This is a genomic window from Paenibacillus sp. FSL L8-0158 (genome assembly GCF_038592965.1).
Taxonomy (GTDB): Bacteria; Bacillota; Bacilli; order Paenibacillales; family Paenibacillaceae; genus Paenibacillus; species Paenibacillus polymyxa_D.
In genome coordinates, this window is sequence record NZ_CP151949.1 from 5661771 (window position 1) to 5676307 (window position 14537).

Below are 14537 nucleotides of genomic sequence, written 5' to 3' on the forward strand. Positions count from 1 at the left end.
TGTACTTGGTTCTGAGACCTTTCAACGTTATAATAAGCATCAAACCAACAGGAAAGGTACGTGAAATCCATGCTGCGATTCAATGCGATACGTACGGGCTATCTGCTGGGCATCTCACTGATACTTGCTGCGATTATTTATTTTTTCGCCTCCAATTGGGGTGGACTGGATCGGACTGTCAAGATTGTACTGGCTGCTGCGCTTATTGTTCTGTTCTATGGCTTGTCTTTTGTATTTGCACGGATACGTGCTGTTCCCGGTCAACAAGCTTTTCTGTCTAATATGTTTTTGGTGGCTGGCTGTATAGCCTTTGGCGTTTCTGTGGCATTGCTCGGTCAAATTTACAATTCCCATGCGGACAGCTACGGATTGTTTTTCATTTGGTCGGTACCGGCTCTGCTACTTAGCTGGATCACTCGCTACAATCCTTTTTATATGCTGTCTTATGTACTGATTCATCTTGGTTTGTGGTTTTATTTTTACCCTACGATGCAAAACCCGTCTTATAGCGAACTGGAATCGTTGTCCATTGCCGGAGTGTTCGCACTGATCAATCTGGCGTTGTTTCTATTGACGTTCCTTCATCGTATACAGTCTGCTCCACTACAATATATGAGCTTTACTGTTTTTCATATAGCCATGTTGGCGATGACCAACTCTTTTGCATTTGATGGGTATGGCCTGGTCATGAATATACCGCATATCGCTGTGATTACTTTAGGATTTTATATATTTATCAAGGTACGGCTGAATAAAACGCTACTGACCTTGAATGCTTTGGCGCTCTCCGCTTTTGCTGTCTTTAAATTTATAGAGCTGGCAGAGGCTTACTACTCATCTCTGTTTTTTGTTTTTGGTTTGATTTTTGTGGCGCTGCTGCTGACCGGTAACGTGTGGTTTTTCCGTTATTTGAATCGTTTGGGGAAAACACCGCCGGAAGCAGGGACAACAGACATCAGTACATCAAAGACTGAGATGACTGTTCCCGAGGAACATGGCAGTGAATGGATCAGCAAAACTGTATCCCGTGTAATCAAAGTGGTTGGAGTGCTGATCGGAAGTATATCTCTCATCGGATTGATTATGATTAGCACGAATGTAAACCACACCGAATATGTACTGTTGGTTGTGTCATTGCTACTTATGATTTTGATGATTGTCATACCGGAATCCAAGCTGGATTCGGTAATACGTTATACACTGCTGACCATCAGCTACATTACAGGCTTGGCGGCCATTCTATGGTCAGATCAGTCGCTTCTTTCGGTATTATTTCTGATCGTTTCCATCGCTGGATGGTTTCGCTCCAAGGGGAAAAGGCAGTTGTTTTTTGCCTACACCTTTGTAAACCTGAATCTGGCGACCATTTTATTTCAGCAGTATCAGGAGTGGGATGGTTGGAACTGGACCTATAAGTTCATCATCTTCTCTCTTTTCATCGTCAATGCCGTGTTATATGGGATAAGTTACTTTATATCCAAGACGGAGTTAAAAGAACATCTGCGGAATAGCTCATTATTTTTCAGCTTGCTGTTCCTGTTTTGGGCGACGTTTTTCGAGGATGTCGTTCCACACTCTTATATGTTCATTAACATTTTTTATTTTGTTATCGTTACTGGGATGGTCTTTGCCTTTGTCCGTGTGAAACAAAAATCGGAGGCCATCATGAGCGTTGTCTTCTGGTTTATTTTTATCGGCTTCAAATACTATGATTTATTGTGGACGCTACTGTATAAGTCTTTTACGTTGGCGCTTCTGGGGATCATTGCACTCGGCTTGACCTGGTGGGCGGATCGGCGAATGGCCCATAGCGGCAAAGCAGCATTCGATGCCGACCACCGCAGCTTTAGCTTTATGCGCTTAAGCCCGTTACTCATTGCCATTGTCATCGTGCTACAGCTGGGGATCATCGGCTATCAGACGGCGAGAAGCGAAACCCTGCTCGCCACAGGGGCCTCCATTAAGCTCAAACTGGCTCCTATAGACCCGCGCTCCCTACTACAAGGCGATTATGTGGCACTGAATTACGACATATCTACCCCTCCTTCCAGGACCTCTCTTCAGGAGGGAGAATGGAGCCGAGGCAAGGTCAAAGTCGTTCTCACACCAGATAACCAAGGAGTATACGTCGCAGACCGCCTCTATCAAGATGGCGAAAAACTTGCCAGTCATGAGGTCATTCTAAATGGACAGTGGTATGGTTCTCGTATTGTGTACGGTATTGAGAATTATTTCATCCCTGAGGGAACCGGACGTACTGTAGAACAGAACGCACATTTTGCCCATATTCGGGTGAGCCGCAATGGAGACGCACTGCTGGAACGTTTGGCAGAAAGCTGACCGGATCGGTGCAGGTAGTCAACAAAGCAGGCTGAACCAAGCCCCTCCATTACTGGAGCACAACTTGGTTCAGCCTGCTTGTCTTTTTCGGGCCATCCAGTTACCTCTTATAGATAATCTTTATCCCTGCGCTAGGCTTATGCCCGTTTATACATCTCTCGTCCATGATGCGATTTCCTCAATATCCTGCGGCTGAGTCCGGCAACAACCGCCAATCAGACGAGCTCCCGCTTCATACCATTGGCGGGCACTTTGTCCGAACGTCTCTGTACAAGTGCTGCCGTGCCATGTCTTGGTGACCGGGTCATATTCCTCCCCCAGATTGGGATATACCACCACAGGCTTATCCGTGTGACTGCGTATTTCGTGAATAAGAGATGGAACGAAATTCGGCAAAGTGCAATTGATCCCTACAGCGGCCACTTGCTCATGCCCATTCAGCCACTCAGCACATGCAGCGGCAGACTCACCATTGCTGATATGCTGCCCATCCTTTGCGCTAAAGCTGATCCAGGCATACGTGCCGGGGAATTCCCTCAGCAATCGGGCGATGGCCTTGGCTTCAACCAGACAGGGTATCGTTTCACAAGCTAAAATATCTGCACCCGCCTCAATCAGAGCTTTCATACGCGGCCTGTGAAACTCCACAAGCTGTTCCTCGTTCAGCTTGTAATCGCCGCGATACTCTGATCCATCTGCCAAAAACGCCCCGTAAGGGCCAACGGAGGCCGCGACTAGCGGCTTGGGACGATGTCGCTGACTTGCAGTAGCCGTCACGTCAGCCCAAAACTCATCTCGTGCCTGCACAGCAATCCGCACCGATAATTGAATCAATTCCAGCGCCTCAGCTTCGCTTAAGCCTCGTTTAACATAGCCTTCAACGGTAGCCTGATAGCTCGCAGTAATCGCACAGTCTGCCCCAGCTTCAAAATAATCCCTATGTACACGCTTGATCGACTCCGGATGCTCATGGAGGATTTTAGCTGACCATAAGCTATCGTTCAGATCATGTCCATGACGCTCCAGCTCGGTCGCCATTGCGCCGTCCAGCACGATCAGCTGAAATTCGTTCAGTATATGTTGTATCGGATTCATGGGCCCCTCCTGCTCGTCTGTTCTATTTAACCCACTAATCAAGTGGGGTTTAATGATTTACATTATAGCACGGATGTTGATGAGCACTCACAAAGCCAAAAAATAATCATTCTGTGAAGACGTCCCCTCTCATTTCATTTGCTATCTGATGTAACGTATAAATTTTTTAAATTAGTTTCATAAGTTAAATTAATTAGATATTGTTCTTTTTTTCACAAAGTCATTTTACTATAAAAGTGCAAACCAACACTTTGGCCAAAAGATCAGGGAATTGCATCGTCACATTTTGCACCGTCATATATGTGAAAAAAGGTACAAGAGAGGGTTTTATCTATGTCTTTACTAGAAATGATTACAGCGACCTTAACAGATAACAAAATTCTCAGTTCTATCGCTTCCACCGTTTTTATTATCCTTCTTGGTTTCTTTTGCCGCAAGAAGGGAATTTTTAACGCAGCAGTAGGAAAGATGCTATCCAAGGTTGTTCTAACCGTAGCTCTACCAGCACTAGCCTTTAATTCTTTCATGCAGGATATTAATCCTACAATGTTAAAACAAGGAATGAATGTTTTAATATGGGGAATTCTAATTTATATTATTCTCATCTTTATTTCTAAACCGTTCTTCCTCAGCTACAACAAGGATAAACAGGATGTTTTGCGGGTGTTAACTATTTTCGGTTCTACTACTTTCTTCGGAATTCCAATCGTCGGAGCTATTTACGGCCCTACCGGAGTGATGTACAGTTCCATTTTTAACATAGGGTACCGCATTTTCTTATACTCCTATGGCTATATCAAAATGAGCGGCCTGAAAATGGAGCTTAAAAATCTCAAAACTATGTTTTTGAATCCGATCGTTATTGCGACTTTTATAGGCTTGTTTGTTTGGTTGTTTCAAGGTTATTTGCCACAGATGAGTGTAGCTACAGAGGATGGGGCCATTCAGCAGTTCGCCTTTCTAAGAATTGATCAAACGGCTGTCTGGCTGTTCAAGCCCATGACCTACCTTGCTGGACTAGCTTCTCCATTAGCCTGGTTATCGATTGGCTCGACATTGGGGGAGATCAGCTTCAAGTCGGCAGCTACGGATAAGACCTCTTGGTATTACAGCATCGTTAAGGTTTGGCTTGTACCTATTGTTAACATCGTCTTGCTGGCTTTGTTGACTGTATCTCATATTCTGTCAGTCGATTCTGTCGCTTTAGCTACTATTGTCATCATGATGGCTACTCCTACGGCTACCGTAGCCGCAGCCTATGCCATCAGTTTTGATAAGGAAGCCATCTTGACTTCCAATGCATCGCTTCTATCTACTATCACTTCTGTCGTCATGATTCCAGTGTGGATCATTACACTCAATGTCATTGATAAAATTGGAATTTTCTAAATCAGGGGGTAAACAACATGTTAAAAATCATTTGCTATGGTGTCCGTTCTTATGAGAAACCCTATTTCCAGGATCTCAATAAATATAACTTCCAACTAACGCTGGTAGAAGAGTTGTTAACCACCAGCAATGCAGAATTGGCGCAGCATCACGATGCCGTTTTGCTAAGAGGAAACTGTGCTGCCAATCGAGAAAATATCACAAAATTCAATGAATATGGAATTCGATATGTTTTCACCAGAACAGTCGGAATCAACCATATTGATTTGGATGCCTGCAGCGAATTCGGAATGAAGGTAGCACGTGTGCCATCCTACTCTCCGAATGCTATCGCCGAGCTCTCCTTAACTTTGGCTATGATGCTGTTCCGGCACACCGCTTATATGACTACCAAAAGCTCGTTCAAAAATTTTATTGTGGATGAGCATACATTCAGCAAAGAGATCCATAACTGTAAAGTTGGGATTATCGGGGTTGGTCGCATTGGTCTGACGGAGGCCAAATTGTTTAAAGGATTGGGCGCCTCTGTTATTGGTTATGATGTGTACGCATCGGACGCGGCTAAGGAAGTCATTCCATTCACAACCTTGGATAAATTACTGGCAGAGAGTGATGTTGTTAGTGTGCACGTTCCTTATCTGCCGGGACAGAACGACAAAATGATTAACGCCAACTTTTTAGCAAAAATGAAAAAGGGATCTATTCTCATCAATACCTCACGTGGAGAATTACAAGATAACCAAGCCATTTTGGACGCTTTGCTCAGTAACCATCTGGAAGGCTTCGCTACGGATGTCTTCCCTAAAGAAGACGAATTGTTCTTTAGAGCATTTGAACCATGGCAAATGCTCCCGGACCCAACAATCCAGAAGCTTGTGGAGCTGTACCCAAGAGTTTTGGTAACGCCTCATGCTGGCTCGAATACCGTTACGGCGTTATCCAACATGATTGAAACTAGCTACGACAACTTCCATGATATCGTTACAACTCATTCTTCGGACAATCTGGTCCCACTTCCTGTTCTCTCTATGAAATAATTAGGAAGCTCTGTACTCTTGGTTAAAAAAAAGAACCGCTATTTCCAGATTACAATGGAAATGGCGGTTCTTTTATATCAGGATTCAACTGATAGAGCATTAGCGGCCTACCAACCTTGTGGTATTCTATTGATTCAACGAGAAAGCCATCGTCCACCAGGAACTGAATATATTTTTTGACCGTGATACGGGACAAGTCCACTTCTCTAGCTAACGTTTCAACCGAGAAGGGTCCGTCCAGCTCTTGAATACTCTTCAGTATCGTGGTCATGGTCAGTTTGGACAAATTTTTAGACAGGTTTTTCGATAGATTATGCGATGGATGTTCAACAGGTTTTTTCTTTTCCACACCCGTATGCTCTTCTTTATTAAAATAATGGTCAATAACAGCTTGATTAATTCCGTTCCCTTCCTCCATCACCATGGCTAGACGCTGGATCTTCTCAACAGCCAGTCTAAAGCGTTCGAATGTAAAGGGTTTAATTAAATAGTCTGCAACACCATAAAAAACAGCTTCCTTCACCGTCTGAATATCTTTTGCAGCCGTAATTAAAATCACTGAAGCATGATACTGATGCTCCTGCATATGAGATAATAAAGTTAATCCGCTTTTTCCAGGTAAATATACGTCCAGTAATACCAGATCCGGTGACCATTTTTGAAGGCAGTCCTGTGCTTTCTTGACGGTATCTGCCTTACATACAACGTCCAAATTGTCCATGCGCTCGATAAACTGTTGATTGAGCTCAGCAACCATCGGATCATCCTCAACAATTAGAACCTTCATTTATTTGTCACCTCCAATGTACAGGGCAACTCTACATATATACTTGTTCCCAGACCCGGTTGGCTATCAAGCTCAATGATTCCTTGATGATTTTCCACCATGGTTTTAACCAGATTCAAGCCGTAGCCTCTGTCTTCTCCTTTGGTTGAAAAACCATGCTCGAATATTCTTTTTTGCATCTCAAAATCAATCCCCAACCCATTATCTTTCACTTTTAAAATAAATACATTTCCCTCACACTCATAGTTCAATTTCAGCTCAATTTTGCCGGGTTCTTTTTTTTGTAAGATGGAATCTATGGCGTTGTCAAAAAAATTACCTAGGATGTGTATGACATCATGAACGATATCCTGCATCTCCACATTAGAGACATTCGAGCTTTCTGCAAGAAGAACCGAAATATTCTGTTCGCGTGCTTCGTTGATTTTACCCATAATAAAACCTGCTAATGCCGGAACTTTAATTCTCTCCGTCAAAAAGCCTACCTCATCTTGATACCGGTGATTTAACTGATGAATATATTGACTGACCTCCGCATATTTCCTCATTTCAATCAGCCCGGATATTACGTGCATTTTGTTCATAAATTCATGGGTCTGTCCGCGAAGGGAGTTAATATAATATTTTGTACCACTTAACTGGTTGCTAAGATGGATCATCTCGGATTGGTCGCGCAGCGTTGCAACTGCCCCAAAAAACTCATTCTCAATATATATAGGGGTTACTGTCGCAATGACTTCTATACCATTCACATAAAATGAGCGATCCTTGATTTTCTTTTTATCATCAAACACTCTCTTGAAGAGCACGTTATAAAAGTTGGTATCTAGCTGCTCGCCAATCGGGGCTTTCATCTCTTGGTTTGCCAGTTGATACTTGGCCTGAGCCTCTTTGTTCATAAGCATAATTTTCTTGTCAGCCGAAATGGCTATAATTCCTTCAGCGACCTCATTTTCAATAATTTCTTTTTCGCGCAATCGTGTTGCTATCTCTTGCGGCTCAAGCCCAAATAAAATCGTTTTGATTTTCTGAGCCAGAATGATCGCGCCTAGAACTCCACTAAAGAGCCCCAGCATCAGCCCCCCAAAAATGGTATACTGCGCCTGCATCAAATCATGATTTAGGGTTCTCATGGTCAGCCCTACACATACAATGCCAATGACCTCATGCTGTTGATTAAATATCGGCGTAAAATATCGGTAACCTTTGCCCAAAATACCTATATTCTCAGAAAAATGTCCCTGACCGGATAGCGCTCTTCTGGCATCATTCAAATCCGAGAACGGTTTGCCGACCATCGTTGCATTCGGATGAGATAGCCGAATTAAATCGTGGTTCAGAATGACAACAAAATCCACATTAACGTTATGCATGACTCCAATTGAGTAGTCTTGGATCTGCTTCACAGGAACTCCCTGCTCGACATTACGAATAACATCGTTGTCACTGGCAACCATCTTGGCAACACCCGAAAGTTTTTCCTTCGTATTATCAAAATGCTTGTTAATCACGAAATTACGAATGAGAAGCAAGGATATAATTAAGGAGATAATGATAACTAAAACAACCAAAATAATAATCATGAATTGTAGCGAAACTTTGAATTGTCGTCTCGGTTTCGACTTACTTTTTGACCGCAACCCTATCACCTAGCTTTTTTGTTAAGCCCTCCATTAGGAAGAAGAGCCTATCTCTAACCCTATATTCCCTTGATATTCGACATCGTTTGACAATTTCCTTCTTATTTTGCAAGCCATTCATCGGCTGGAAAGGCAAATTTCGTTCATCTTGAGCAAATGCGATATTAACCCCTAGTTGATGCTTGGCTATTTCAGTCAAATAAATAAAACCGACTTGTCTTTAAAAGACAAGCCGGCTTTATATCAGGATTTTGCAAAATCCTCATATGAATTAGTGTATGCAAAATGGTTCCAAATTCACAAAATTCCCCGTATTTCATCCAATGACTGCACCTTTTCTCGCTGCATCCATTGTTCAAGGCCATGTACCAGCTCGGCCCCTGCATGTAAATGGACAAAATTGTACGTTCCCACCTGAATTGCAGCGGCCCCTGCCATGGTGAATTCAATAATATCTTCCACCGAGCTAATCCCGCCCATCCCGATCACCGGAATCGACACCGCCTGTGCCACCTGATGAACCATACGCAAAGCAATCGGTTTAATGGCCGGACCAGAAAGACCTGCATACGTGTTGGCGAAGACACTGCGACGCCGGCGTATATCTATTTTCATTGCAGAAAATGTATTGATTAGCGAAACTCCGTCTGCGCCTTCTTCCTCGCACATAACCGCCATCTGCGTGATGTTCTCTGCGTTTGGAGACAGTTTGACGACTAACGGAAGCGCCGTCACATTGCGCACCTGACGCACAACCTCCCGCGCTACCTCCGTCTGGATACCAAATTGCATTCCACCCTGCTTCACATTGGGACATGAAATGTTCAATTCCAGCATATCAACGCCTCTGCGGTTCATCGTGCGACGCTTTTGTGCATTTTCCGTAATCATCGCTACGGCCTGAACATATTCCTCCAGATTGGAACCGCCCACGTTGGCAATAACAGCCGTGTTCCAGTGAGTCATGCCATCCAGTTCATCCTTCAAAAAGGCGGCAACACCCGGATTCTCCAGTCCTACACTATTGAGCATGCCGGATGCTGTCTCATGTATTCGTGATCCGGTATTACCAGCCTTCGGATGCAGAGTCAGTCCTTTGCCGACGATGCCGCCCAATAATTCAGGAGAATAGAATTCCGCATACTCACGTCCGAATCCAAACGTACCGGAAGCCATGATAATCGGGTTCTTGAACGGTACACCCGCAATATTACACGCCATGGAGATCATCGAACTCCACCTCCTCCACCGGGAATACAGGCCCTTCTTTACATACCCTCCGATTGCCTCCACGGGTACGCATCGTACAGCCCAAACATGCGCCAATACCACAGGCCATGTGTCTTTCAGTTGAAATATATAAACGGGACGACGTATCCACTGTTTTCATGGCAAGTGCTTGCAACATTGGAGTTGGCCCGCAGGAGAACATATTCGCATAGAGCGTCGGATCGACCTGTTCGACGATACTTCCCCCTACCTTGACCTGCACAGATGCCGCCACAGCTTCGAACGCTTCAACCCCGAAGGCTTGCTGTGCAAACCCCAGATAAACGTGCGCATGCGGGTAATACTTTGCAGCCAACAGCAACGGAGCTGTACCCATGCCACCGCCGATTAAAGCCAAACTACCCTCTACCTGCGGAAAACCGTTTCCGAAAGGTCCTTCTAACTGAATTTCCTGACCAGGCTGTAATTGGGAAAACAAATTTGTCCCCTCTCCAACAACCCGATACAAAAAGGAAATACTCTCTTCCCCGATATCATAAATGCTGATGGGTCTGGGCAACAGTGGGTAACCTGTCCCGCTGCGCAGCATGTAAAACTGCCCCATGTTCCCTTTAAACTTTCCCTCTATTCTCATCACATAGATGCCCGGAACGAGCGCCACATTCGAAATTACGTTAGCCATATAACCCCTCCACTAACCACTCACTATAACGTAAAAGCAGCAACTATTACGTGACTATTTTCACATTTCCGGGTAACGTTTCGCCCTGCGGCTCGTGATATAAAAAAGCGTACTCCTGTTAGAGAGTACGCTTGTGTATTTAACTAATGGCTTCGCGCTCCGCATTGCGGCTACCCTTGGCATCCTTGCGGATTTGTTTGCTGCGTAGCTGTCCGCAGGCTGCGTCAATATCGACTCCATGCTCCAGCCGAACACTACAGCTAATGCCTTGTTTTTTCAGAACATCATAGAAGCCAGTAATCGACTCCGACTCACTCCGCTGGTATTGGCTATGCTCATCCACTGGATTGTACGGAATGAGGTTGACATTGGCCAGATTACGACGATGGCCCACCAGCTCAGCCAGTTCGAGCGCATGCTCCTTACCGTCATTAACGTCCTTCAGCAAGATGTACTCCAGCGTAATCCGACGATTCGTTTTATCCAAATAATAATCAATCGCCTGCATGAGTTTCTCAATCGGAATTGCCCGGTTGATCTTCATAATGCGAGTACGAATCTCATTATTCGGGGCGTGTAGGGAGATCGCCAGATTAACATGCAGATCGGAATCCGCAAATTCAATGATTTTATCAGCAAGTCCACTTGTGGAAACAGTAATATGCCGCGGCCCAATCGCTAGTCCTTTGTGATCCTTAATCACCCGAATGAAATCGGACAGGTTCACGAAGTTATCAAACGGTTCGCCAATTCCCATCACAACAACGTGACTGACCTGGTCGCCCGGACGTTCTTGATCCAGGTATAGCTGTACCTTCATAATCTGCTCTACAATTTCACCGCTGGACAGGTCACGGCTCTTTTTCAACAATCCGCTCGCACAGAAGCTGCACCCAATGTTACATCCTACCTGGGTAGTCACACATACGGATAAGCCAAACTTATGCCGCATCAATACCGTCTCAATCAAATTACCATCCTGGAGCCGGAACAAGAACTTGACCGTCCCGTCTGCTGACTGTTGCTTTACGTGTTCTTCTAGTGTTTCAATGGAAAAGTGCTCTGCCAACAGGCGAATACAACCCTCATGAACCTCTGCCATCGCTGCAAAATCAGTAACCCGCTTCCGGTACAATGCGTCCCATACCTGCAATGCCCGGGATTTCTTATGTCCATACTCGATGAGCCATGCTGTCAGTTGATCTAGCGTTAATCCATAAATGGATTCTTTTTTCATGTTCGATCCTCTTTTCAAAACATTCAAATTCGTATTTCTATATATAAACCCTAGCCATCACGACTCGTCTCAACTATCATTGCATCATAGCATGTTTAAGCAATCTGCGCTATTTAGACGCCTCTTTCATTGTCCCAAATTTTAATTATGAACACAAGGGGGGAGGCACATTGTTTTTCCTGTTCAACAAGAGCACGCAAAGACAGGATTACAGATGCTCCTAATGATATGATTACAACTAAGGAAGGTGATGCGGTTGGAATGGTTGCTTCGGATCAAGAACGCACTCGATCTGATGGAAGAGAGAATACAGCAGCCACTCGATATCGATGAAATTGCAAAGGCAGCCTATTCGTCTCCTTTCCATTTTCAGCGTATGTTTCATATGCTAACCGGCGTCACGGTAGCAGAATATGTGCGCAAACGTCGATTGACCTTGGCTGCTCAGGAATTGAGTCTTTCTTCCGCCAAGGTGCTGGATGTAGCGTTCAAATACGGATATGATTCCCCCGAATCTTTTTCTAAAGCGTTCCGAAAGGTACACGGCATTTCTCCCTCTGAGGCCAGAAGCCCTGGGGTGAACCTGAAAGCCTTTCCACGCATCACCTTCCATCTATCGTTGAAGGGAGATCAGGAAATGGATTACAAAATTGTAGAGAAAGCGGCCTTTACGGTCATTGGCAAGTCCATTCAAGTCACCACTAAGAACGGTGATAATCTTCGAGAAATCCCAAAATTCTGGAACGAACTGAATGCGGATGGTACATCAGATCGGATTCATGCCTTGGGAACAGGCGACGATATACTCGGTATTTGTTTGGATTTCAAGCATAGGGAAGAGAAATTCACGTACCTGATTGCCGCAGAAGGCAGCGAGGACGTAGCCGCTTCCAACGGATTAGAAGCCAGAACCATTCCAGCTGCAACGTGGGCTGTGTTTACATCTATCGGCCCTATGCCTCATTCGATCCAAAAGATATGGCAAAGAATTTTTCAGGAATGGTTCCCGGCCAGCAATTATGAGCATTCAGGCGGTCCGGAACTGGAAGTGTATACGATGGGAGATTCACATGCCGAAGACTACCGAAGTGAAGTTTGGATTCCGATTAAGAAAAAGTAAACAAACGAACCGATTGCCCACGGCAGTCGGTTTTATACCGTACTACATTTACATCATAAGGTGACAGAAAACACAATCCCCTGCATACTCGCTACTCTAGCTTACTGCTCCCAGACAATTCCCCGAGCTCCTGCTTCAATACAGAATATAGCCTTGAGCTTGCCGGCTTTAACGGATAGTCTGTTGCTTTGCAAAGAAGGCCGAAGGTCATATCGATCAGGCTGCCGCTTAACTCCCTCACCGCTGTTCCTGCCGGGACAGGACTGACCAGAATTTGTGGCACAAGTGCAATACCCAAATCGCTTACCACATAAAATTTCAGAGCCGTCATGCTGCCAATTTCCATCGTGTTTAACGTGGTTATTCCATATTCCTTCATGACCATTTCAAGTTTGCGACGATAGGGACAGGTAGCCGACGTAATAAGCAACCGCTGTCCCTGTAAATCCTCCGGCCCAATGCTTTCTTTTTCCGCAAGCGGGTGATTTTCAGGCATTAAAACTACAAATTTCTCCCTAAATAAAGCCTCAAAATATAGCTCTGTGCCCAAATCCGGTGCGGAACACAGCGCTAAGTCAATATCCCCCTTGAGAATACGCTCGCTTAAGGTAGGGGTATTCCCAAACTCAATAGAAACCTGAATGTTCGGATAATGGGTTAAGAATCGTTTTAAAATTCCTGGTAGTCGATAACTGGCAGTCGGTTCGGTCACTCCTATACGAATGTCGCCTGCGGTTCCTCTTTGCAGATTGTCCATATTCTCCTGCAATTGCTCCATATCCTTTACAATATGTAGACTTTGCTCGTAAAACATCCTGCCCGCTTCAGTTAACTTTATTTTCTTGCCCCGTTCGATCAGTTGGATTCCCATATCGGACTCCAGCTTCTGTATTTGCATCGTCACGGTAGATTGTGCATAATTCAACTCCTCCGCTGCACGCATAAAACTTCCGTAATTCACAATCATTTGAAATGTTTTGAGTGTTTTAATGTCCATTCTCAGACTCCTATATGCACAATTGGTTCAATTTTATTGAATCATAAATTCAGTTAATTCAATTATACAGAATACAATACATCCTCTACAATGATACATATCAGATCGTATTATTTTTCATACGCACATGAACTGGATGGAGAAGGAGCGAATATACATGGATTTACATCAAAAAGTAGCATTAGTTACAGGTGGAGGTACAGGAATTGGGAGAGCCGTATGTATGGCCTTGGCAGAGCGAAAAGCTACGGTAGTCGTAAACTATTCCCGCTCCAAAAACGATGCTGAGGAAACTGTACGTATGATCCTAGAAAAGGGCGGACGCGCTATCGCATTACAGGCTGATGTTTCCCGAGATCAGGAAGTTCGAACTATGGTTGATCAGATTGTCCAGCAATTCGGTACGATTAATATACTCGTGAATAACGCTAGCATTACACATCACATTCCTATGGATGATCTGGAGGCAGCCACGGAGGAGGTATGGAATGATCTATTTGATGTAAATGTAAAAGGCATGTTTTACTGTGCCAGAGCCGTAGCTCCTTTTATGAAGCTTAGTAAACAAGGAGCTATCGTCAATCTGGGAAGTATAGCAGGGCAAACAGGGCTAGGTTCCTCGCTTCCCTATGCTGTATCCAAAGCGGCCGTCCACGGACTGACCAAATCTTTAGCACGGGCACTTGCGCCGGATATTCGCGTCAATTGCATCGTGCCGGGAGCTGTAGCGACAAGATGGTGGGCAGGCAGGGAAGAACAAATGAAAACATTGGCTCCTCATTTGCTGCTACAGCGAATTTCCGCGCCCGAAGATATCGCCAGCATGATCTGCTCTGCTTTGGCACAGGAAGCCATGACAGGCCAGATTATTACGGTAGACAGCGGACAAACGCTGTAAAGATATTGGGACATCTGGGTAAAAACAAGCCGCCTTCTCTAACAGAAAGCGGCTTTTGAGCTATCGTATACCGTCGTTGACTACG

The 14537-nt window shown here is 44.7% G+C and carries 12 protein-coding genes; 5 read left to right on the plus strand and 7 right to left on the minus strand.

Going from position 1 to position 14537, the window contains the following annotated elements; translation table 11 throughout:
- Positions 1 to 69: 69 nt before the first annotated feature.
- The gene (locus tag NSQ68_RS25090) at positions 70 to 2340 is read left to right on the plus strand and encodes a GDYXXLXY domain-containing protein (RefSeq protein WP_342429163.1); all 2271 of its coding nucleotides are present in this window, start codon (positions 70 to 72) and stop codon (positions 2338 to 2340) included.
- 147 nt (positions 2341 to 2487) lie between these two features.
- Here NSQ68_RS25090 and mmuM read toward each other — a convergent pair whose 3' ends face one another.
- On the minus strand, positions 2488 to 3435 hold the full coding sequence (mmuM, locus tag NSQ68_RS25095; protein ID WP_342427523.1) for a homocysteine S-methyltransferase: 948 nt from the start codon (positions 3433 to 3435) through the stop codon (positions 2488 to 2490).
- A gap of 333 nt (positions 3436 to 3768) precedes the next feature.
- On the opposite strand from mmuM, the gene NSQ68_RS25100 reads away from it, so the two are divergent.
- Both NSQ68_RS25100 and NSQ68_RS25105 read left to right on the plus strand, forming a co-directional pair.
- A complete protein-coding gene (locus NSQ68_RS25100; RefSeq protein WP_307350830.1) occupies positions 3769 to 4824 on the plus strand; it encodes an AEC family transporter in 1056 nt (351 codons plus the stop codon).
- A gap of 17 nt (positions 4825 to 4841) precedes the next feature.
- Positions 4842 to 5861 (plus strand): 2-hydroxyacid dehydrogenase, encoded by a 1020-nt coding sequence (locus NSQ68_RS25105; RefSeq protein WP_342427524.1) that lies wholly within the window; start codon positions 4842 to 4844, stop codon positions 5859 to 5861.
- Positions 5862 to 5910: 49 nt separating this feature from the next.
- Here the strand turns inward: NSQ68_RS25105 and NSQ68_RS25110 are convergent, their stop codons facing one another.
- The 5 genes from NSQ68_RS25110 to rlmN form a co-directional block, all read right to left on the minus strand.
- A complete protein-coding gene (locus tag NSQ68_RS25110; RefSeq protein WP_342427525.1) occupies positions 5911 to 6648 on the minus strand; it encodes a response regulator in 738 nt (245 codons plus the stop codon).
- The gene (locus tag NSQ68_RS25115; RefSeq protein ID WP_342427526.1) at positions 6645 to 8297 is read right to left on the minus strand and encodes an ATP-binding protein; all 1653 of its coding nucleotides are present in this window, start codon (positions 8295 to 8297) and stop codon (positions 6645 to 6647) included. The genes NSQ68_RS25110 and NSQ68_RS25115 overlap by 4 nt, the downstream gene beginning before the upstream one ends.
- 288 nt (positions 8298 to 8585) lie before the next feature.
- Positions 8586 to 9518, minus strand: a complete 933-nt coding sequence (locus tag NSQ68_RS25120) for a dihydroorotate dehydrogenase (protein WP_342427527.1) — start codon at positions 9516 to 9518, stop codon at positions 8586 to 8588.
- Positions 9499 to 10200, minus strand: a complete 702-nt coding sequence (locus tag NSQ68_RS25125; RefSeq protein WP_307350819.1) for a dihydroorotate dehydrogenase electron transfer subunit — start codon at positions 10198 to 10200, stop codon at positions 9499 to 9501. The genes NSQ68_RS25120 and NSQ68_RS25125 overlap by 20 nt, the downstream gene beginning before the upstream one ends.
- 139 nt (positions 10201 to 10339) lie before the next feature.
- Entirely contained in the window at positions 10340 to 11437 is a 1098-nt protein-coding gene (gene rlmN, locus NSQ68_RS25130) for a 23S rRNA (adenine(2503)-C(2))-methyltransferase RlmN (RefSeq protein ID WP_342427528.1), read from the minus strand.
- A 250-nt stretch (positions 11438 to 11687) separates the two neighbouring features.
- On the opposite strand from rlmN, the gene NSQ68_RS25135 reads away from it, so the two are divergent.
- Positions 11688 to 12557 carry a GyrI-like domain-containing protein gene (locus NSQ68_RS25135; RefSeq protein WP_342427529.1) on the plus strand — a complete coding sequence of 290 codons (870 nt, stop codon included), beginning with the start codon at positions 11688 to 11690 and terminating at the stop codon, positions 12555 to 12557.
- A 91-nt stretch (positions 12558 to 12648) separates the two neighbouring features.
- On the opposite strand, the gene NSQ68_RS25140 is transcribed toward NSQ68_RS25135, so the two are convergent.
- Positions 12649 to 13554 (minus strand): LysR family transcriptional regulator, encoded by a 906-nt coding sequence (locus NSQ68_RS25140; RefSeq protein WP_342427530.1) that lies wholly within the window; start codon positions 13552 to 13554, stop codon positions 12649 to 12651.
- A gap of 157 nt (positions 13555 to 13711) precedes the next feature.
- On the opposite strand from NSQ68_RS25140, the gene NSQ68_RS25145 reads away from it, so the two are divergent.
- Positions 13712 to 14452 carry an SDR family NAD(P)-dependent oxidoreductase gene (locus tag NSQ68_RS25145; RefSeq protein ID WP_342427531.1) on the plus strand — a complete coding sequence of 247 codons (741 nt, stop codon included), beginning with the start codon at positions 13712 to 13714 and terminating at the stop codon, positions 14450 to 14452.
- The last annotated feature ends 85 nt before the right edge of the window (positions 14453 to 14537 follow it).